This window comes from Solibacillus sp. FSL R5-0449 (genome assembly GCF_037975215.1).
GTDB lineage: Bacteria > Bacillota > Bacilli > Bacillales_A > Planococcaceae > Solibacillus.
Genome location: NZ_CP150239.1, coordinates 2,550,000 through 2,568,438 on the forward strand (window position 1 = coordinate 2,550,000; position 18,439 = coordinate 2,568,438).

Here is an 18,439-nt window from a genome sequence, read left to right on the forward strand (position 1 = left end):
TTCGAGCAAACGTTACATGTATTGTCCCTTCACTCTGTTCAATTTGTTTTATTTGCATTACAATAGTTTAGATAATTGTATTTAGTTAGGAGCGTTTTTTTATGACAAAAGTCGTTGAAGCGGACACGGGTTTTAAAGTTTGGTGGCATTTAACACGTCCCCACACATTAACAGCTTCATTTGTACCTGTATTATTAGGTACGTCTATGGCACTTTCTATAAATCATGAAACAATTCATTTTGGACTGTTTTTTGCAATGCTTATTGCCAGTATGCTCATACAGGCAGCAACCAATATGTTCAATGAATATTATGATTATAAACTTGGCCTGGATAATGAAAATTCAGTCGGTATTGGAGGCACAATCGTCCGACATGGTGTAGCACCAAAAACTATTATGGCTATTGCGCTAAGTTTTTACGGTATCGCAATGCTATTAGGCGTTTACATATGTGCCATGACATCCTGGTGGCTTGTTGCTGTCGGTCTTGTATGTATGCTGATCGGCTATCTGTATACTGGCGGACCGTATCCGATTGCTTATTCACCGTTCGGAGAGCTAGTTTCAGGGGCAGTAATGGGTATGGGGATTGTTCTGATTGCTTTCTTTATTCAAACAGGCGATGTAACAGCTGATGCTGTAATTATCTCTGTGCCGAGTATGATTTTAGTCGGAGCGATTATGCTTTCAAATAATATCCGGGATATTGTTGGAGATACAGAAGGCGGACGTAAAACGATGGCCATTTTAGTTGGCCGACATAACGCAGTAACTGTACTGGCCGGTTTCTTTATTGTTTCGTATATTTGGATCATTGTTCTTATCGTTCTAGGTCATTTGACACCATGGGCACTGCTTGTATTATTAAGCGTGAAAAAACCGATTGAAGCGATTAAATTATTCCGAGCAAAAGAAAAACCGCTGGAAGTAATGCCGGCAATGAAATATACAGCCCAAACAAACACGATTTTTGGTTTCTTGTTGGCTGTAGGTCTATTAATTTCATATTTCATTTAAAACTAAAAGAGGTATGTTGAACAGTCAACATACCTCTTTTATTATTCTGCCACTTCTTCTACATGGTCAATACATGTTATAGCTGTCGGAACCGCTTCTAAACGCTCAAAGGGAATCTCTTTTCCACATACGATACATTCCCCGTATGTGCCCTCATCCATAGCATTTAAAGCTGTTTGAATTCTCTCGATTTCGTCTTCCTTCAGTTCACTTAATGTTTTTTCCGTAACAATTGTCGTTAAATCAGTTGCTGCATCTGCCGGATGATTATCAACTGCCGTTATTTCTGTTTCATCTAAAGATGGTTCTTCATTAACATGTTCCTGCAATGTCGCAAGTTCCTCTTCTAAAACGCTACGTAATTGTTGTAATTGATTGATATCCATATTAAATCCCCCTTTTTCCATTAATAAAATATTACCTTTATGGGGATTTCTAAAACATCTTTTCTTATTTGTTCGCTGCATAAACAGTGATTACATCATGCAAAAATTGTGTAGCTCCAGGAGCGACACGCTCATCATAGTAAGCAGTGAACCGGTCATCGCTTACATACATCTGTGCTAGGCCTATATGTGCTTCAGGAGTATATTTTGCCCAGGAGAAGCTTAACCAGCGTTTATGAAGTTCCGCTGCTTCCATTGCTATGTCTGATGTTACATCCCCGGACACAAGCGCTTCTTTTAAACGTTCAAATAGTTGTTGTTCCAGTTGCTGCATCGCATTATATTGCTCTTCTGTCATATCCCTGAATTTTTTATTGCTCGCTTCCACTTCAGCTTCACCGTATTTATTACGTACTTCCTGCCCGTAGCTCTTTTCGTTTTCTTCAATCAATTTGTTTTTAAACACGTCAAACTTTTGTTCATTTGTCATCTTAAGTTCCCCTTCCATCGTTTGGATTGTTTGTTCTATCGTTATCAGCAAGTCATCGATATATCGTCTTTTCTTTTGTAAAAGCTCGGATTGTTTTTTTAGTGCTTCTTTTACTTCATAATCAGGATGATCGAGCAATTTTCTTATTTCCTCTAATTTAAAATCAAGCTCCCGGTAAAATAATATTTGCTGTAACCGGTCAATATCGTCTTGGCTGTATTGCCGGTAGCCATTTTCCGCAACTGCAGAAGGCCTCAGCAAGCCGATTTCATCGTAATAACGAAGTGTGCGTGCACTCACACCCGAAAGCTTGACCAGTTCATTAATTAGCACATGATCACCTCCTAATTAGTACTATAAAGGTTGACGCAACGTGAAGGTCAATGGTGAATTAACTTTTTTTGATCAAAAAGAAGCTAACCTAAATTTCAGGTTGCTTCAATTAACTTTTGTTTCATTCTCGGGATAAACTCAAGCAAATAACTTTCAGGCAGTGTAGACATTTGTTCCAGTCCGATTTGCTTCGTTTCATAATGACGTTTTTCATTTACGTATTTATAACCCGATACTTCAATTTTCTTTATTTTATTGGTCGCAAGCAATATAAATTGATTTAAGTCAACAGAGTATATGCCATCCAGTTCTTCTCGTTGAAGAGTGAACTGCTCAATTCCTCCCCTTAACTCATATATAAACACATTTGCAAACTCATAATCCTTAATTTTTTCATTGTCTATACTGTACGGAATGACCCCAAGAGATATTAATTGCGAAAACCTAACGTTAATCCCTACTTCTTCCTCTAATTCGCGTACACCATCTTCAACCGTCTCCGATGCGAGTAGATGACCGGCTGCTGTAATATCAAATTGATTTGGATAATCCTTTTTATTTTTACTTCTCAGCTGTAAATAAATGCGCCATTCACAATCTGTTTTCTCAATAATCCAGCAATGAAATACTTCATGCCAATAACCGTTTGCATGAATGAAATCACGTTGTTCAATACCAGTTTGCTTATAATATTGATCAAATACTTTTAAATATTCGTTCACTGGAACCTCTCCTTTTTATACAAAAAAACGCTAAGTACATGTAACAGTACTTAGCGTTTTCCGCTTTTCTATGTATGACCCGTACGGGATTCGAACCCGTGTTACCGCCGTGAAAGGGCGGTGTCTTAACCACTTGACCAACGGGCCGATGGCGGAGACAGAGGGATTTGAACCCTCGCGCCGCTTACGCGACCTACACCCTTAGCAGGGGCGCCTCTTCAGCCTCTTGAGTATGTCCCCAAAAATAGAAAAAATGGCTCCGAAGGCAGGACTCGAACCTGCGACCTGCCGGTTAACAGCCGGATGCTCTACCAACTGAGCTACTTCGGAATAATATGGTGGGCCTAAATGGACTCGAACCATCGACCTCACGCTTATCAGGCGTGCGCTCTAACCAGCTGAGCTATAGGCCCTATTTAAAAACTGGAGCGGGTGATCGGAATCGAACCGACAACATCAGCTTGGAAGGCTGAGGTTTTACCACTAAACTACACCCGCATATGGTGGGTTTGGACGGAATCGAACCGCCGACACTTAGAGCTTCAATCTAATGCTCTACCAACTGAGCTACAAACCCACAAATGGCGGTCCCGACCGGGATCGAACCGGCGATCTCCTGCGTGACAGGCAGGCATGTTAACCGCTACACCACGGGACCATTTGGTTGCGGGGGCAGGACTTGAACCTGCGACCTTCGGGTTATGAGCCCGACGAGCTACCACTGCTCCACCCCGCGATAATATGATGTTGAACCTGTTTTCAGTACCCAGTTTGTAAAAATGGAGGAGGTAGAGGGATTCGAACCCCCGCGCGGTGTTACCCGCCTGTCGGTTTTCAAGACCGATCCCTTCAGCCAGACTTGGGTATACCTCCATTATTATTAGTACGTTAACTGGTGGACCTTACAGGACTCGAACCTGTGACCGGACGGTTATGAGCCGTCTGCTCTAACCAACTGAGCTAAAGGTCCTTTAAGATGGCGGCAGAGGGAGTCGAACCCACGACCTTTCGGGTATGAACCGAGTGCTCTAGCCAACTGAGCTACACCGCCAGGATCTTTATTTTGGTTACAAAATTATGGTGGAGCCTAGCGGGATCGAACCGCTGACCTCCTGCGTGCAAGGCAGGCGCTCTCCCAGCTGAGCTAAGGCCCCATAAATGATGGTCGGAATGACAGGATTCGAACCTACGACCCCTTGGTCCCAAACCAAGTGCTCTACCAAGCTGAGCTACATTCCGAAATAATATGGCGCGCCCGGCAGGAGTCGAACCCACAACCTTCTGATCCGTAGTCAGACGCTCTATCCAATTGAGCTACGGGCGCATATTGTTTATTGTAAAGATGGTGCCGAGGGCCGGAATCGAACCGGCACGGTGATCACTCACCGCAGGATTTTAAGTCCTGTGCGTCTGCCAGTTCCGCCACCCCGGCATTTTTTGGAGCGGAAGACGAGGTTCGAACTCGCGACCCCCACCTTGGCAAGGTGGTGTTCTACCACTGAACTACTTCCGCAAAATGCTTTAGATATTTTTACTCTGACAGTAATATGAAATTAAAATGGTGCGGGTGAAGGGAGTCGAACCCCCACGCCTTGCGGCGCTAGATCCTAAGTCTAGTGCGTCTGCCAATTCCGCCACACCCGCTAAGCAGTATAAAATATAAACTGGTGAGCCATGAAGGACTCGAACCTTCGACCCTCTGATTAAAAGTCAGATGCTCTACCAACTGAGCTAATGGCTCTCTAAATGGTGCCGGCGAAAGGAGTCGAACCCTCGACCTACTGATTACAAGTCAGTTGCTCTACCAACTGAGCTACACCGGCATTTTAGAAATGGTGGAGGATGACGGGCTCGAACCGCCGACCCCCTGCTTGTAAGGCAGGTGCTCTCCCAGCTGAGCTAATCCTCCAATGGGTCTTTGCAAGTTACTTTTTTGTAACCGCATGTCCTTTCTCTTAAGGACAAGATTTATATTATCATTACTTTTTTTATAATGCAATACCTTTTTTGAAATTATTTTTATAAAATATATTTTTTTCTATTTTTTCCATAATTCCATTGAAGTTGCACATGAAAACGTTTACTTAGTATAACGAAATTCTAATATGTTTGACTAATTTTATCAAGACTTGTTTTTAATATTTATAAATCATTCTGATATAATTATTAATATTACTGATAAATATCAAGTGTTTTAGAATATACGACTTCTTATTTATACATTTTATCAACTAAAACTGTCAAGGAAACGTCCATACATTTCCCATTATTTTTTAGTCTATATCTTTTATTATTTCATCCTAATGTTTTTTCAATATATTCTCTATCTCTATAGTATTCTCCATTTTCTTCAATATCCTATGTTATTCTATAATAATATTATTCATAATTAAATGCTTTGAAACGGGTATATTCATTAGATGGATTTAATCATACGGCCGCTTTATTTGGGGTTCAACGACTCAGGTAGTAAATTCTTGTTATTCACCTTTTGATTTGCTTTTTACAATGGTATTGGGGATTTGATACCTTATTCATATATTATATGGAGAAGTAGGTTTATTCCCCCTCTAATTTGCTTTAACTGAACTATTTCTATGGTCACAACCAACTTTTCATTAATAACTGGAAAATCCCTTCTACATTTCCGCTCCTGCCTTCTAACTTATTCTCCCTTAATCCATGCATCCTTCAACATAGTGATCGAAAAAATATGCTTTTTTAGCTGCACTTATAAAATAATTCATTTAAAGAAGATAACTGTTGTGAGTTAATTGGAAAATTATATTTCAACTTAGTTTTTATAAATTTGAATAACATAATATTTTGTAAGAAATTATTAATTCTTTGAGTATTGCAGCATTGTTTATTATCTTTATAGAGCTTTTGACGCAACAAAAAAACGCTAAGTACATGTAACAGTACTTAGCGTTTTCCGCTTTTCTATGTATGACCCGTACGGGATTCGAACCCGTGTTACCGCCGTGAAAGGGCGGTGTCTTAACCACTTGACCAACGGGCCGATGGCGGAGACAGAGGGATTTGAACCCTCGCGCCGCTTACGCGACCTACACCCTTAGCAGGGGCGCCTCTTCAGCCTCTTGAGTATGTCCCCAAAAATAGAAAAAATGGCTCCGAAGGCAGGACTCGAACCTGCGACCTGCCGGTTAACAGCCGGATGCTCTACCAACTGAGCTACTTCGGAATAATATGGTGGGCCTAAATGGACTCGAACCATCGACCTCACGCTTATCAGGCGTGCGCTCTAACCAGCTGAGCTATAGGCCCTATTTAAAAACTGGAGCGGGTGATCGGAATCGAACCGACAACATCAGCTTGGAAGGCTGAGGTTTTACCACTAAACTACACCCGCATATGGTGGGTTTGGACGGAATCGAACCGCCGACACTTAGAGCTTCAATCTAATGCTCTACCAACTGAGCTACAAACCCACAAATGGCGGTCCCGACCGGGATCGAACCGGCGATCTCCTGCGTGACAGGCAGGCATGTTAACCGCTACACCACGGGACCATTTGGTTGCGGGGGCAGGACTTGAACCTGCGACCTTCGGGTTATGAGCCCGACGAGCTACCACTGCTCCACCCCGCGATAATATGATGTTCAACCTGTTTTCAGTACCCAGTTTGTAAAAATGGAGGAGGTAGAGGGATTCGAACCCCCGCGCGGTGTTACCCGCCTGTCGGTTTTCAAGACCGATCCCTTCAGCCAGACTTGGGTATACCTCCATTATTATTAGTACGTTAACTGGTGGACCTTACAGGACTCGAACCTGTGACCGGACGGTTATGAGCCGTCTGCTCTAACCAACTGAGCTAAAGGTCCTTTAAGATGGCGGCAGAGGGAGTCGAACCCACGACCTTTCGGGTATGAACCGAGTGCTCTAGCCAACTGAGCTACACCGCCAGGATCTTTATTTTGGTTACAAAATTATGGTGGAGCCTAGCGGGATCGAACCGCTGACCTCCTGCGTGCAAGGCAGGCGCTCTCCCAGCTGAGCTAAGGCCCCATAAATGATGGTCGGAATGACAGGATTCGAACCTACGACCCCTTGGTCCCAAACCAAGTGCTCTACCAAGCTGAGCTACATTCCGAAATAATATGGCGCGCCCGGCAGGAGTCGAACCCACAACCTTCTGATCCGTAGTCAGACGCTCTATCCAATTGAGCTACGGGCGCATATTGTTTATTGTAAAGATGGTGCCGAGGGCCGGAATCGAACCGGCACGGTGATCACTCACCGCAGGATTTTAAGTCCTGTGCGTCTGCCAGTTCCGCCACCCCGGCATTTTTTGGAGCGGAAGACGAGGTTCGAACTCGCGACCCCCACCTTGGCAAGGTGGTGTTCTACCACTGAACTACTTCCGCAAAATGCTTAAGATATTTTTACTCTGACAGTAATATGAAATTAAAATGGTGCGGGTGAAGGGAGTCGAACCCCCACGCCTTGCGGCGCTAGATCCTAAGTCTAGTGCGTCTGCCAATTCCGCCACACCCGCTAAGCAGTATAAAATATAAACTGGTGAGCCATGAAGGACTCGAACCTTCGACCCTCTGATTAAAAGTCAGATGCTCTACCAACTGAGCTAATGGCTCTCTAAATGGTGCCGGCGAAAGGAGTCGAACCCTCGACCTACTGATTACAAGTCAGTTGCTCTACCAACTGAGCTACACCGGCATTTAGAAATGGTGGAGGATGACGGGCTCGAACCGCCGACCCCCTGCTTGTAAGGCAGGTGCTCTCCCAGCTGAGCTAATCCTCCAATATTCTAGCGAAGCGACGTCCTACTCTCACAGGGGGAAGCCCCCAACTACCATCGGCGCTAAAGAGCTTAACTTCCGTGTTCGGTATGGGAACGGGTGTGACCTCTTTGCCATCATCACTTCACTATTACGGCTTCCAATACACGGCGCTATCCTTCGTCAACTTCCTTCGTTCTTTCAGTCACGTACTTGAGTACGCTCCTTCAATCACTCAGTCGTTTCCTCGACTAGCTTGTGTCTTGAAACCCTTAGAAAGATCATTCTTTCAAAACTGGATAAACGTTTCATTGAGTTTGTGCAATAAAATGTGGTTAAGTCCTCGACCGATTAGTATTCGTCAGCTGCATGCGTCACCGCACTTCCACCTCGAACCTATCTACCTGATCGTCTTTCAGGGGTCTTACTTACTTGCGTAATGGGAAATCTCATCTTGAGGGGGGCTTCATGCTTAGATGCTTTCAGCACTTATCCCGTCCATACATAGCTACCCAGCGATGCCTTTGGCAAGACAACTGGTACACCAGCGGTATGTCCATCCCGGTCCTCTCGTACTAAGGACAGCTCCTCTCAAATTTCCTACGCCCACGACGGATAGGGACCGAACTGTCTCACGACGTTCTGAACCCAGCTCGCGTACCGCTTTAATGGGCGAACAGCCCAACCCTTGGGACCGACTACAGCCCCAGGATGCGATGAGCCGACATCGAGGTGCCAAACCTCCCCGTCGATGTGGACTCTTGGGGGAGATAAGCCTGTTATCCCCGGGGTAGCTTTTATCCGTTGAGCGATGGCCCTTCCATGCGGAACCACCGGATCACTAAGCCCGTCTTTCGACCCTGCTCGACTTGTAGGTCTCGCAGTCAAGCTCCCTTATGCCTTTACACTCTACGAATGATTTCCAACCATTCTGAGGGAACCTTTGGGCGCCTCCGTTACTCTTTAGGAGGCGACCGCCCCAGTCAAACTGTCCGCCTGACACTGTCTCCTACCCCGCTAAGGGGCATGGGTTAGAAGTTCAATACAACCAGGGTAGTATCCCACCGACGCCTCCTTCGAAGCTGGCGCTCCGAGATCTCTGGCTCCTACCTATCCTGTACAAGTTGTACCAAAATTCAATATCAGGCTACAGTAAAGCTCCACGGGGTCTTTCCGTCCTGTCGCGGGTAACCTGCATCTTCACAGGTACTATAATTTCACCGAGTCTCTCGTTGAGACAGTGCCCAGATCGTTACGCCTTTCGTGCGGGTCGGAACTTACCCGACAAGGAATTTCGCTACCTTAGGACCGTTATAGTTACGGCCGCCGTTTACTGGGGCTTCAATTCACAGCTTCGCTTGCGCTAACCGCTCCTCTTAACCTTCCAGCACCGGGCAGGCGTCAGCCCCTATACGTCACCTTACGGTTTTGCAGAGACCTGTGTTTTTGCTAAACAGTCGCCTGGGCCTATTCACTGCGGCTTCTCTAGGCTATGCACCCAAAGAAGCACCCCTTCTCCCGAAGTTACGGGGTCATTTTGCCGAGTTCCTTAACGAGAGTTCTCTCGCACACCTTAGGATTCTCTCCTCGACTACCTGTGTCGGTTTGCGGTACGGGCACCTCTCACCTCGATAGAGGCTTTTCTTGGCAGTGTGAAATCAGGAACTTCGCTCATACGAGCTCGTCATCACAGCTCAACGTTATAGTATGCGGATTTGCCTACATACACGCCTTACTGCTTGAACACGCGCAACCAACGGCGTGCTTACCCTATCCTACTGCGTCCCCCCATTTCTCAAACGGTGAGGAGGTGGTACAGGAATATCAACCTGTTGTCCATCGCCTACGCCTATCGGCCTCGGCTTAGGTCCCGACTAACCCTGAGCGGACGAGCCTTCCTCAGGAAACCTTAGTCATACGGTGCATGGGATTCTCACCCATGTTTCGCTACTCATACCGGCATTCTCACTTCTAACCGCTCCACCAGTCCTTCCGGTCTGACTTCAACGCTGTTAGAACGCTCTCCTACCACGCATACTCAAAGTATGCATCCACAGCTTCGGTGAATCGTTTAGCCCCGATACATTTTCGGCGCAGCGTCACTCGACCAGTGAGCTATTACGCACTCTTTAAATGATGGCTGCTTCTAAGCCAACATCCTGGTTGTCTAAGCAACGCCACATCCTTTTCCACTTAACGATTACTTGGGGACCTTAGCTGGTGGTCTGGGCTGTTTCCCTCTTGACTACGGATCTTATCACTCGCAGTCTGACTCCCGTGTATAAATATCCGGCATTCGGAGTTTGTCTGAATTCGGTAAAGCGAGATGCCCCCCTAGTCCAAACAGTGCTCTACCTCCGGTATTCTCAATCACGAGGCTAGCCCTAAAGCTATTTCGGAGAGAACCAGCTATCTCCAGGTTCGATTGGAATTTCTCCGCTACCCACACCTCATCCCCGCACTTTTCAACGTGCGTGGGTTCGGGCCTCCAGTGAGTGTTACCTCACCTTCACCCTGGACATGGGTAGATCACCTGGTTTCGGGTCTACGACCACGTACTAATTCGCCCTATTCAGACTCGCTTTCGCTGCGGCTCCGTCTTCTCAACTTAACCTCGCACGTAATCGTAACTCGCCGGTTCATTCTACAAAAGGCACGCTATCACCCATTAACGGGCTCTAACTACTTGTAGGCACACGGTTTCAGGATCTATTTCACTCCCCTTCCGGGGTGCTTTTCACCTTTCCCTCACGGTACTGGTTCACTATCGGTCACTAGGTAGTATTTAGCCTTGGGAGATGGTCCTCCCGGATTCCGACGGAATTTCACGTGTTCCGCCGTACTCAGGATCCACTCTGGAGGGAATGAACTTTTGACTACAGGGCTTTTACCTCGTTTCGCGGACCTTTCCAAGTCGCTTCGTCTAGTTCATTCTTTTGTAACTCCGTATAGAGTGTCCTACAACCCCAAAGAGCAAGCTCTTTGGTTTGGGCTCTTCCCGTTTCGCTCGCCGCTACTCAGGGAATCGAATTTTCTTTCTGTTCCTGCAGGTACTTAGATGTTTCAGTTCTCTGCGTCTGTCTTCGACACGCTATGAATTCACGTGAAGATACTATCCGATTAAAGATAGTGGGTTCCCCCATTCGGAAATCCCCGGATCAAAGCTTACTTACAGCTCCCCGAGGCATATCGGTGTTAGTGCCGTCCTTCATCGACTCCTAGTGCCAAGGCATCCACCGTGCGCCCTTATTAACTTAACCAAAAGTTAATACTTGGAACGAGTCCAAGATTTAAGTTTACACGTCAATTGCTTGACTTGTTTAAATATCTATAAAATAGAAATTTGATTTATTGCTTCAATGTCGTTTTATCCAGTTTTCAAAGAACGAATGTTTTGAAGTGTTTCATTCATTTAAGTATGAACCTTCAAAACTGAACAGCAAACGTTAATGTTTCATTCCCCAAGGGAATGATTCCGAAAAATCCTTAGAAAGGAGGTGATCCAGCCGCACCTTCCGATACGGCTACCTTGTTACGACTTCACCCCAATCATCTATCCCACCTTCGGCGGCTGGCTCCAAAAGGTTACCTCACCGACTTCGGGTGTTACAAACTCTCGTGGTGTGACGGGCGGTGTGTACAAGGCCCGGGAACGTATTCACCGCGGCATGCTGATCCGCGATTACTAGCGATTCCGGCTTCATGTAGGCGAGTTGCAGCCTACAATCCGAACTGAGAACGGTTTTATCGGATTAGCTCCCCCTCGCGGGTTGGCAACCGTTTGTACCGTCCATTGTAGCACGTGTGTAGCCCAGGTCATAAGGGGCATGATGATTTGACGTCATCCCCACCTTCCTCCGGTTTATCACCGGCAGTCTCCTTAGAGTGCCCAACTGAATGATGGCAACTAAGAATAAGGGTTGCGCTCGTTGCGGGACTTAACCCAACATCTCACGACACGAGCTGACGACAACCATGCACCACCTGTCACCGTTGCCCCCGAAGGGGAAACTATGTCTCCATAGTGGTCACCGGGATGTCAAGACCTGGTAAGGTTCTTCGCGTTGCTTCGAATTAAACCACATGCTCCACCGCTTGTGCGGGCCCCCGTCAATTCCTTTGAGTTTCAGTCTTGCGACCGTACTCCCCAGGCGGAGTGCTTAATGCGTTAGCTGCAGCACTGAGGGGCGGAAACCCCCCAACACTTAGCACTCATCGTTTACGGCGTGGACTACCAGGGTATCTAATCCTGTTTGCTCCCCACGCTTTCGCGCCTCAGTGTCAGTTACAGACCAGACAGTCGCCTTCGCCACTGGTGTTCCTCCAAATCTCTACGCATTTCACCGCTACACTTGGAATTCCACTATCCTCTTCTGCACTCAAGTTCCCCAGTTTCCAATGACCCTCCCCGGTTGAGCCGGGGGCTTTCACATCAGACTTAAGGAACCACCTGCGCGCGCTTTACGCCCAATAATTCCGGACAACGCTTGCCACCTACGTATTACCGCGGCTGCTGGCACGTAGTTAGCCGTGGCTTTCTAACAAGGTACCGTCAAGGTAGCGCCAGTTACTACGCTACTTGTTCTTCCCTTGCAACAGAGTTTTACGAACCGAAATCCTTCTTCACTCACGCGGCGTTGCTCCATCAGACTTTCGTCCATTGTGGAAGATTCCCTACTGCTGCCTCCCGTAGGAGTCTGGGCCGTGTCTCAGTCCCAGTGTGGCCGATCACCCTCTCAGGTCGGCTACGCATCGTTGCCTTGGTGAGCCGTTACCTCACCAACTAGCTAATGCGCCGCGGGTCCATCTTATAGTGACAGCGAGATGCCGTCTTTCAACTTCAAAACATGTGTTAAAAAGTGTTATTCGGTATTAGCCCCGGTTTCCCGGAGTTATCCCAATCTATAAGGTAGGTTACCCACGTGTTACTCACCCGTCCGCCGCTAAAATTTTAAAGGTGCAAGCACCAATAAAATTTCCGCTCGACTTGCATGTATTAGGCACGCCGCCAGCGTTCGTCCTGAGCCAGGATCAAACTCTCCATAAAAGTAGTTTGAAAGCTCATTTGCTTTGCTAGCGATCCAACTTCGTTAGAAGTTGAAATCTATTGTTTGCTTCATTTAAGAAGCTTGTTTCATTAACGTTGCTTGTTCAGTTTTCAAGGTTCATTGTGCTCCCAAAAGGAACTTCTCAATGTTATCATTTCATAACTATTATGTCAATAACATTTTCTATCAACTTTTCACTTTAATAGCGACTCCAATTAGTATATTACAATGTTCTATTGAAGTCAATAATTATTGTAAAATATTTTTGAAGTAACCGTCCTCTTAAGGACAAGTAATAATATACCTCAAAAGGACAGTTGAAATCAAGCTTTTTTTCTAAAAAACTTTTTTATATCCACCACAAATAACATAATCCCCAAAATAACGACCAATCCGCCTACAATTTGTGAAACAGTCAAATACTCATTGAAGATAAAAATTGCAAGTAACGCTGCCCCAACCGGTTCAAATAAAATTGCTATTGAAATGACATTCGTACTCGTCCATTTCAATGCCCAGTTGAAAAGGTTATGCCCTAATAAGTTTGGGATAATCGCCAATAAAATAAACCACATCCAATCAATTGCCGGATATGGACCGAATGATTCTCCTTTTATAATAATATAAAAGAATAAAGTAATTGTACTTACGGAATACACGACCATCGTATAAGTAACAAGAGACAATCTTTTCCGTACATCTTGCCCGAACAATAAATAACCTGTTATTAAGGCACAAGCAATCAATGCTAATATATCTCCGTAAAGTGCCGTACCGCTAATTTGAAAATCTCCCCAGCTGATAAGGACGCTGCCTAATATCGCAATGCCTCCTGCAATGAATGTCTGAAGTGTTATCTTTTCTTTAAAGAATAAATACGTACCGATAAATGCAAATAGCGGCTGCATTGTTACGAGTACAGTAGAGCTCGCTACAGAAGTGTAATTTAATGATTCAAACCATAATATAAAATGAAATGATAAAAATACTCCTGCGATTGATGAAAATATCCAATCACGTTTTGACAGTACTTTGATTTCATTGCTATATTTCATTAAAAACCATGGGAGCATGATCAATATTGAAAACAGCATACGGTAAAATGCAATAACGCCAGAATCTGCACTTGCAAGTTTTACAAAAATCGCAGAAAGGGAAACAGAGATTACCCCAATAATAATAGGAATATACGGGTGGATTGGTGGTCTTTCCACTAAAACCCTTCTTTCTATATATATCATCTAATACGAAATATTTTGCGATACCTCATATTCACATTATCAAACTATACCTTATTAAAGATTTTTTTTCGAGAGGTTTTGAATTCCATTTTACATGAAGGAGATGTTTGGATATGGAATGGTTAGCGAATGATAAATTTACGGTAGAAATTTTATTAAAATTGCTAATTGCGGCTACACTAAGTTTAATTATTGGTATCGAAAGGGAATTGAAAAAGAAGCCAGTCGGTCTAAAGACAAGTTTAGTAATTGCGACATTCAGTTGTTTACTTACAATCATCTCGATTGAGACGGCCTATTCAACCCCTGCACGTGACGATATAAATATTACGATGGATCCGTTGCGTTTAGCCGCGCAAATTGTAAGCGGTATTGGTTTTTTAGGTGCCGGCGTTATTTTGCGTAAAGGGAATGACAGTATTACCGGACTTACGACAGCCGCCATGATTTGGGGAGCAGCCGGAATCGGTATAGCCGTTGGAGCAGGGTTTTATATTGAAGCTTTTATAACAGTCCTTATTGTCGTATTGGGCATAGAACTTCTGGCACCTTTTCTCTTTAGATTCGGTCCAAAACGTCTAAGAATGCGTGAAGTATCTTTAATAATCAATACCGACCAAGCAGACAATATAAAAAACCTTGTGGATTATTTGAGGGAGCATGATATGTATATTGATAACATTTCAATCAGGGATGTACCATTTTCTGATAAGCTGTTGCACGAAATCGATATACGTTTATCGACCGTCGAAACAAATCATACAATCGAACTTTACAACCGGCTGCGTAAATTGGATTATGTAAGAAATATTAAAATCGAATATTTAGATTAACGGAGGAAAACGCAATGGGAGAACTATTTAAATTACTCAAAGATGGCAATAAACCCTCATTACTCGCTGCATTCGTCAATACATTTTTAGGAACGATTAAAGGAGTTGCTTTCTTCTTTACAGGAAATGTTGCGATGTTCGCTGAAATGATGCACTCTTTCGGGGATGCCGCAAACCAATTTTTCGTATTCATAGGCTCCGCCTTGGCAAAAAAGGCTCCTACACCAAAATTCCCGAATGGATACGGACGGATTGTTAACTTAGTGTGTTTAGGCGCCGTTTTAATAGTAGCAATCCTTTCATACGAAACGATTAAAGAAGGATGGCACCATTTTATGCATCCTGCTACGGAATCATCCGGAATTTTGATTGCCCTTGGTGTATTGGCACTCGGTATTATTTTGGAAGCATTTGTTTTAAATAAAGCTGCTAAAGAAGTGCTTCATGAAGTTGGTGTAGAACCTAAAGGGATTACTATTCTCCAGTCCGCAAAATATTTAAAGCGGGCAAAACCGGCTACAAAGCTTGTCTGGATGGAAGACTTAGTGGCAACTTCAGGTAATGTCCTGGCGTTTTTAGCAATTGTTATTGCGTATTTTACAGACTTTTACCGATTGGAAGGATTTATTTCAATGGTAATCGGTTTAATGATGTTTTATGTAGTAGGTCGTGTCTTTTTAGATAATGCGCGTGGTGCAATCGGTGAAACGGATGAGGAAATGCTTGTGCATATCGGAAATCTTGTTATGGAAGATCCGCATGTAACGGATATCGCACGACTAGAAGTAATTAAAGAAGGCGAATTTTTACATGTTGAACTTATTGCGGAGACAGATCCGAATTTATCACTCGCCTATTTAGATGATGTACGTGACCATTTAACAACATTGCTGTTAAACCAAAAAGGTGTAACAAAAGTTACGATGGCGTTTGATGAAGATAATGGCGAACGCAGCTGGACACATATCGCTACAAAACCTGAATCAGAAAAAGGCATGATTTAATTGAATCTTAAAATAAAAAAGGAAGCTGGTCCTATTAATCGACCGCTTCCTTTTTTCTTTTTCTTATAAAGACATTTCTAGAATTTTACGTACATCTCCTGCTTCAAGTTTGTTGAAGTTACCGAATGGACCATATACCAGACAATGCTCAACCATTTCATCAAAGTATGTGGCATCAATTTCATAGTCTGCCAAGCGATTCGGGGCACCAAGAGATGTCCAAAATGCTGATAATGCGTCAATACCTTCCAATGCAACTTGTTCCTCCGACTTGTTTGTCGGATCAATATTGAATACATTTACAGCCAATTTTGCAAAACGTGACGGGTTCACATGTAAGTTATGCTTCATCCAGTTCGGGAATATAATAGCTAAGCCCCCTGCATGTGCAATATCGTAATATGCTGAAACTGCATGTTCAATATTGTGTGTTGCCCAGTCACCGCGTGAACCTAATGCCAGGAATCCATTTAAGCCGATTGTTCCTGCAAGCATTAGTGTTTCACGATGCTCATAGTTCGACGGGTCTTTCAATGCTTTCGGCGCAACATCAATCAGTGTACGTAAAATCCCCTCACTCATTTCATCTGTAATCGGTGTGTTTGTCGCATTGTTGAAATATTGCTCAAAAATATGCGACATTGTATCAACAACACCATTTACCGTTTGATTCGCCGGTACTGAATAAGTATAAGATGGATCTAAAATCGAGAATTTCGGGAAAGTTACCGGACTGCCCCAACCATATTTCTCTTTTGTTTCTAAATTCGTAATAACCGAACCTGAGTTCATTTCAGATGCTGTCGCAGCTAAGGTTAAAACAGTCGCCAATGGTAATGCTTCTGTTGCCATTACTTTTCTTGTTACGATATCCCAAGCATCCGCTTCCACCTTTGCACCTGCAACGATTAATTTAGAGCAGTCAATTACTGAACCGCCACCTACTGCTAATACGATATCAACCTGATTTTCTTTACAGATTTCAATCCCTTTACGCGCTGTTTCAACTCGAGGGTTTGGCTCGACACCAGATAATTCGAATACATTCATATTCAAATCATTTAGGATGGTCATAATGTCATCATATACACCATTCGATTTAATACTTCCGCCACCATATACAATTAAAATGTTCTGGCCATATTGCGGAAGTTCTTTTCGCAAATGTTCTATACTGCCTTTACCAAAATGAATCTTTACTGGATTATAAAATGAAAATTCGTTCATCAATGGTTCCCCCTATTTTTAAAAAAAGTCCCACTCCAATATTAGGAGTGAGACTTAATAATATAATGATTATACCCATCCACGGAAGCGAGAGGCCTCGGCAGTGCGGCGTACACCTACCATATAAGCAGCTAAACGCATGTTAATATTGCGGTTTTGTGCTGTTGTGTAGACATTTTCAAACGCAGCAGTCATTTTTGAATATAACTTTTCACGTACTTCTTCTTCCGTCCAATAATAACCCATATTGTTTTGAACCCATTCAAAGTAAGACACTGTTACACCACCAGCAGAAGCTAACACGTCCGGTACTAGAAGAATACCGCGCTCCGTTAAAATCTTTGTTGCTTCGGCAGTTGTCGGACCGTTTGCAGCTTCTACAACGATGTTTGCTTTAATTTGATATGCGTTGTCTGCTGTAATTTGATTTTCGATAGCAGCAGGCACTAAAATATCGCAATCCAGTTCTAAAAGCTCTTTGTTTGAAATTGTATTTTCAAACAATGTCGTAACTGTTCCAAACGAGTCACGGCGATCTAATAAGTAATCAATATCCAATCCGTTCGGATCATGCAACGCACCGTGTGCATCTGAAATACCAATAACTTTTGCACCTAAGTCACTCATAAACTTCGCTAAGAAACTACCAGCGTTACCGAAGCCCTGAATAACTACTCGTGCACCTTTAATATCGATATTACGTTTTTTTGCAGCTTCTTCGATGACAATTGTAACACCTTCAGCTGTTGCACGATCTCGGCCTTGTGAACCGCCAAGAACGATTGGTTTACCTGTAATGAATCCTGGCGAGTTAAATTCATCCATACGGCTGTACTCATCCATCATCCAAGCCATAATTTGAGCATTTGTAAATACGTCCGGTGCCGGGATATCTTTTGTTGGACCAACTACTTGACTGATTGCACGAACATAACCACGACTTAATCGTTCAATTTCGCCCATAGACATTTCGCGCGGGTCACAAATAACGCCACCTTTACCTCCACCATATGGAAGATCAACAATACCGCATTTTAACGTCATCCACATCGAAAGCGCTTTCACTTCCTCTTCCGATACCATCGGGTGGAAACGTACGCCACCTTTTGTTGGACCTACTGCATCATTATGCTGTGCACGGTATCCAGTAAATACTTTTGTTGTACCGTCATCCATTTTTACAGGAATACGCACTGTCAACATACGAACCGGTTCTTTCAATAATTCATACATTGCCTCATCATAGCCTAGTTTATTTAATGCCTCATGAATTACTTCTTGAGTTGATGTAAATAAGTTCAAATTTTCAGCCATTTTATAATTCGCCTCTTTAAATTTTGATGTATTTGGGTCTTTCCGCCAACATTGTAACATAC

The 18,439-nt window shown here is 43.9% G+C and carries 9 protein-coding genes, 40 tRNA genes and 3 rRNA genes; 3 read left to right on the plus strand and 49 right to left on the minus strand.

The genetic code is table 11. The annotated features are described in order from the left end of the window. Positions 1–101 precede the first annotated feature (101 nt). Positions 102–1,019, plus strand: a complete 918-nt coding sequence (locus MKY27_RS12665) for a 1,4-dihydroxy-2-naphthoate polyprenyltransferase (protein WP_339172758.1) — start codon at positions 102–104, stop codon at positions 1,017–1,019. 41 nt (positions 1,020–1,060) lie between these two features. Here MKY27_RS12665 and MKY27_RS12670 read toward each other — a convergent pair whose 3' ends face one another. From MKY27_RS12670 to MKY27_RS12900, 47 genes are all read right to left on the minus strand, one after another. After that, positions 1,061–1,405, minus strand: a complete 345-nt coding sequence (locus tag MKY27_RS12670) for a TraR/DksA C4-type zinc finger protein (RefSeq protein ID WP_339195515.1) — start codon at positions 1,403–1,405, stop codon at positions 1,061–1,063. Between the two features lie 64 nt (positions 1,406–1,469). Continuing rightward, positions 1,470–2,228: a MerR family transcriptional regulator gene (locus tag MKY27_RS12675; RefSeq protein ID WP_339195516.1), complete on the minus strand. Its 759-nt coding sequence runs from the start codon at positions 2,226–2,228 to the stop codon at positions 1,470–1,472. A 95-nt stretch (positions 2,229–2,323) separates the two neighbouring features. After that, a complete protein-coding gene (locus tag MKY27_RS12680; RefSeq protein WP_339172766.1) occupies positions 2,324–2,950 on the minus strand; it encodes an NUDIX domain-containing protein in 627 nt (208 codons plus the stop codon). Positions 2,951–3,025: 75 nt separating this feature from the next. Next, positions 3,026–3,097 (minus strand) — tRNA-Glu (locus MKY27_RS12685). Positions 3,098–3,099: 2 nt separating this feature from the next. Further along, positions 3,100–3,190: transfer RNA gene (locus tag MKY27_RS12690), tRNA-Ser, on the minus strand. A 14-nt stretch (positions 3,191–3,204) separates the two neighbouring features. Next, a tRNA-Asn gene (locus tag MKY27_RS12695) sits at positions 3,205–3,280 on the minus strand. Positions 3,281–3,286: 6 nt separating this feature from the next. Next, a tRNA-Ile gene (locus MKY27_RS12700) sits at positions 3,287–3,363 on the minus strand. Between the two features lie 11 nt (positions 3,364–3,374). Further along, positions 3,375–3,448, minus strand: a tRNA-Gly gene (locus tag MKY27_RS12705). A gap of 3 nt (positions 3,449–3,451) precedes the next feature. After that, positions 3,452–3,527: transfer RNA gene (locus MKY27_RS12710), tRNA-Phe, on the minus strand. A gap of 5 nt (positions 3,528–3,532) precedes the next feature. Continuing rightward, positions 3,533–3,608: transfer RNA gene (locus tag MKY27_RS12715), tRNA-Asp, on the minus strand. A 3-nt stretch (positions 3,609–3,611) separates the two neighbouring features. After that, positions 3,612–3,686, minus strand: a tRNA-Met gene (locus tag MKY27_RS12720). A gap of 44 nt (positions 3,687–3,730) precedes the next feature. Beyond that, positions 3,731–3,823, minus strand: a tRNA-Ser gene (locus tag MKY27_RS12725). 20 nt (positions 3,824–3,843) lie between these two features. Beyond that, positions 3,844–3,920 (minus strand) — tRNA-Ile (locus tag MKY27_RS12730). A gap of 7 nt (positions 3,921–3,927) precedes the next feature. Then, positions 3,928–4,001: transfer RNA gene (locus tag MKY27_RS12735), tRNA-Met, on the minus strand. A gap of 27 nt (positions 4,002–4,028) precedes the next feature. Next, positions 4,029–4,104 (minus strand) — tRNA-Ala (locus tag MKY27_RS12740). A gap of 8 nt (positions 4,105–4,112) precedes the next feature. After that, positions 4,113–4,189, minus strand: a tRNA-Pro gene (locus MKY27_RS12745). A gap of 8 nt (positions 4,190–4,197) precedes the next feature. After that, positions 4,198–4,274: transfer RNA gene (locus tag MKY27_RS12750), tRNA-Arg, on the minus strand. Between the two features lie 19 nt (positions 4,275–4,293). Next, positions 4,294–4,382, minus strand: a tRNA-Leu gene (locus MKY27_RS12755). 6 nt (positions 4,383–4,388) lie between these two features. Beyond that, positions 4,389–4,463, minus strand: a tRNA-Gly gene (locus MKY27_RS12760). Between the two features lie 46 nt (positions 4,464–4,509). Beyond that, a tRNA-Leu gene (locus MKY27_RS12765) sits at positions 4,510–4,594 on the minus strand. 21 nt (positions 4,595–4,615) lie between these two features. After that, positions 4,616–4,691: transfer RNA gene (locus MKY27_RS12770), tRNA-Lys, on the minus strand. 6 nt (positions 4,692–4,697) lie between these two features. Beyond that, positions 4,698–4,773: transfer RNA gene (locus MKY27_RS12775), tRNA-Thr, on the minus strand. 10 nt (positions 4,774–4,783) lie between these two features. Next, a tRNA-Val gene (locus MKY27_RS12780) sits at positions 4,784–4,859 on the minus strand. A 1,041-nt stretch (positions 4,860–5,900) separates the two neighbouring features. Next, positions 5,901–5,972 (minus strand) — tRNA-Glu (locus tag MKY27_RS12785). 2 nt (positions 5,973–5,974) lie between these two features. Beyond that, positions 5,975–6,065, minus strand: a tRNA-Ser gene (locus MKY27_RS12790). Positions 6,066–6,079: 14 nt separating this feature from the next. Beyond that, positions 6,080–6,155: transfer RNA gene (locus tag MKY27_RS12795), tRNA-Asn, on the minus strand. A gap of 6 nt (positions 6,156–6,161) precedes the next feature. Then, positions 6,162–6,238, minus strand: a tRNA-Ile gene (locus tag MKY27_RS12800). 11 nt (positions 6,239–6,249) lie between these two features. After that, a tRNA-Gly gene (locus tag MKY27_RS12805) sits at positions 6,250–6,323 on the minus strand. A gap of 3 nt (positions 6,324–6,326) precedes the next feature. Next, positions 6,327–6,402, minus strand: a tRNA-Phe gene (locus tag MKY27_RS12810). Positions 6,403–6,407: 5 nt separating this feature from the next. After that, positions 6,408–6,483 (minus strand) — tRNA-Asp (locus tag MKY27_RS12815). Positions 6,484–6,486: 3 nt separating this feature from the next. Further along, a tRNA-Met gene (locus tag MKY27_RS12820) sits at positions 6,487–6,561 on the minus strand. 44 nt (positions 6,562–6,605) lie between these two features. Next, positions 6,606–6,698 (minus strand) — tRNA-Ser (locus tag MKY27_RS12825). Between the two features lie 20 nt (positions 6,699–6,718). Then, positions 6,719–6,795, minus strand: a tRNA-Ile gene (locus tag MKY27_RS12830). Positions 6,796–6,802: 7 nt separating this feature from the next. Then, positions 6,803–6,876 (minus strand) — tRNA-Met (locus tag MKY27_RS12835). Between the two features lie 27 nt (positions 6,877–6,903). Next, positions 6,904–6,979 (minus strand) — tRNA-Ala (locus tag MKY27_RS12840). Between the two features lie 8 nt (positions 6,980–6,987). Then, a tRNA-Pro gene (locus MKY27_RS12845) sits at positions 6,988–7,064 on the minus strand. Between the two features lie 8 nt (positions 7,065–7,072). Then, positions 7,073–7,149: transfer RNA gene (locus MKY27_RS12850), tRNA-Arg, on the minus strand. Between the two features lie 19 nt (positions 7,150–7,168). Continuing rightward, a tRNA-Leu gene (locus tag MKY27_RS12855) sits at positions 7,169–7,257 on the minus strand. A 6-nt stretch (positions 7,258–7,263) separates the two neighbouring features. Next, positions 7,264–7,338, minus strand: a tRNA-Gly gene (locus tag MKY27_RS12860). A 46-nt stretch (positions 7,339–7,384) separates the two neighbouring features. Next, positions 7,385–7,469, minus strand: a tRNA-Leu gene (locus MKY27_RS12865). Positions 7,470–7,490: 21 nt separating this feature from the next. Beyond that, positions 7,491–7,566 (minus strand) — tRNA-Lys (locus MKY27_RS12870). Between the two features lie 6 nt (positions 7,567–7,572). Further along, a tRNA-Thr gene (locus MKY27_RS12875) sits at positions 7,573–7,648 on the minus strand. A 9-nt stretch (positions 7,649–7,657) separates the two neighbouring features. Then, positions 7,658–7,733 (minus strand) — tRNA-Val (locus MKY27_RS12880). Between the two features lie 9 nt (positions 7,734–7,742). Continuing rightward, positions 7,743–7,858: ribosomal RNA gene (gene rrf, locus MKY27_RS12885) — 5S ribosomal RNA — on the minus strand. Positions 7,859–8,041: 183 nt separating this feature from the next. Then, positions 8,042–10,970: ribosomal RNA gene (locus MKY27_RS12890) — 23S ribosomal RNA — on the minus strand. 230 nt (positions 10,971–11,200) lie between these two features. Further along, positions 11,201–12,757: ribosomal RNA gene (locus MKY27_RS12895) — 16S ribosomal RNA — on the minus strand. Together the 16S, 23S and 5S rRNA genes with 20 tRNA genes alongside form the textbook arrangement of a ribosomal RNA operon. 324 nt (positions 12,758–13,081) lie before the next feature. After that, entirely contained in the window at positions 13,082–13,972 is an 891-nt protein-coding gene (locus MKY27_RS12900; RefSeq protein ID WP_339195518.1) for a DMT family transporter, read from the minus strand. Positions 13,973–14,112: 140 nt separating this feature from the next. Here MKY27_RS12900 and MKY27_RS12905 point away from each other — a divergent pair, with 140 nt between their 5' ends. Both MKY27_RS12905 and MKY27_RS12910 read left to right on the plus strand, forming a co-directional pair. After that, positions 14,113–14,832, plus strand: coding sequence for an MgtC/SapB family protein (locus MKY27_RS12905; RefSeq protein ID WP_339195520.1), 720 nt, complete (start codon positions 14,113–14,115; stop codon positions 14,830–14,832). Between the two features lie 14 nt (positions 14,833–14,846). Beyond that, positions 14,847–15,836 (plus strand): cation diffusion facilitator family transporter, encoded by a 990-nt coding sequence (locus MKY27_RS12910; RefSeq protein ID WP_339195522.1) that lies wholly within the window; start codon positions 14,847–14,849, stop codon positions 15,834–15,836. A 63-nt stretch (positions 15,837–15,899) separates the two neighbouring features. Here the strand turns inward: MKY27_RS12910 and MKY27_RS12915 are convergent, their stop codons facing one another. Both MKY27_RS12915 and MKY27_RS12920 read right to left on the minus strand, forming a co-directional pair. Continuing rightward, the gene (locus tag MKY27_RS12915) at positions 15,900–17,063 is read right to left on the minus strand and encodes an iron-containing alcohol dehydrogenase (protein ID WP_339195524.1); all 1,164 of its coding nucleotides are present in this window, start codon (positions 17,061–17,063) and stop codon (positions 15,900–15,902) included. A gap of 69 nt (positions 17,064–17,132) precedes the next feature. Continuing rightward, positions 17,133–18,377 carry a Glu/Leu/Phe/Val dehydrogenase gene (locus MKY27_RS12920; protein WP_339172777.1) on the minus strand — a complete coding sequence of 415 codons (1,245 nt, stop codon included), beginning with the start codon at positions 18,375–18,377 and terminating at the stop codon, positions 17,133–17,135. Between the last annotated feature and the right edge of the window lie 62 nt (positions 18,378–18,439).

Bases quoted from the DNA above. Each gene is read 5' to 3' on its own strand.
- MKY27_RS12665 (WP_339172758.1), top strand. From the start codon at position 102: ATGACAAAAGTCGTTGAAGCGGACACGGGTTTTAAAGTTTGGTGGCAT.
- MKY27_RS12670 (WP_339195515.1), bottom strand. From the start codon at position 1,405: ATGGATATCAATCAATTACAACAATTACGTAGCGTTTTAGAAGAGGAA.
- MKY27_RS12905 (WP_339195520.1), top strand. From the start codon at position 14,113: ATGGAATGGTTAGCGAATGATAAATTTACGGTAGAAATTTTATTAAAA.
- MKY27_RS12910 (WP_339195522.1), top strand. From the start codon at position 14,847: ATGGGAGAACTATTTAAATTACTCAAAGATGGCAATAAACCCTCATTA.
- MKY27_RS12915 (WP_339195524.1), bottom strand. From the start codon at position 17,063: ATGAACGAATTTTCATTTTATAATCCAGTAAAGATTCATTTTGGTAAA.
- MKY27_RS12920 (WP_339172777.1), bottom strand. From the start codon at position 18,377: ATGGCTGAAAATTTGAACTTATTTACATCAACTCAAGAAGTAATTCAT.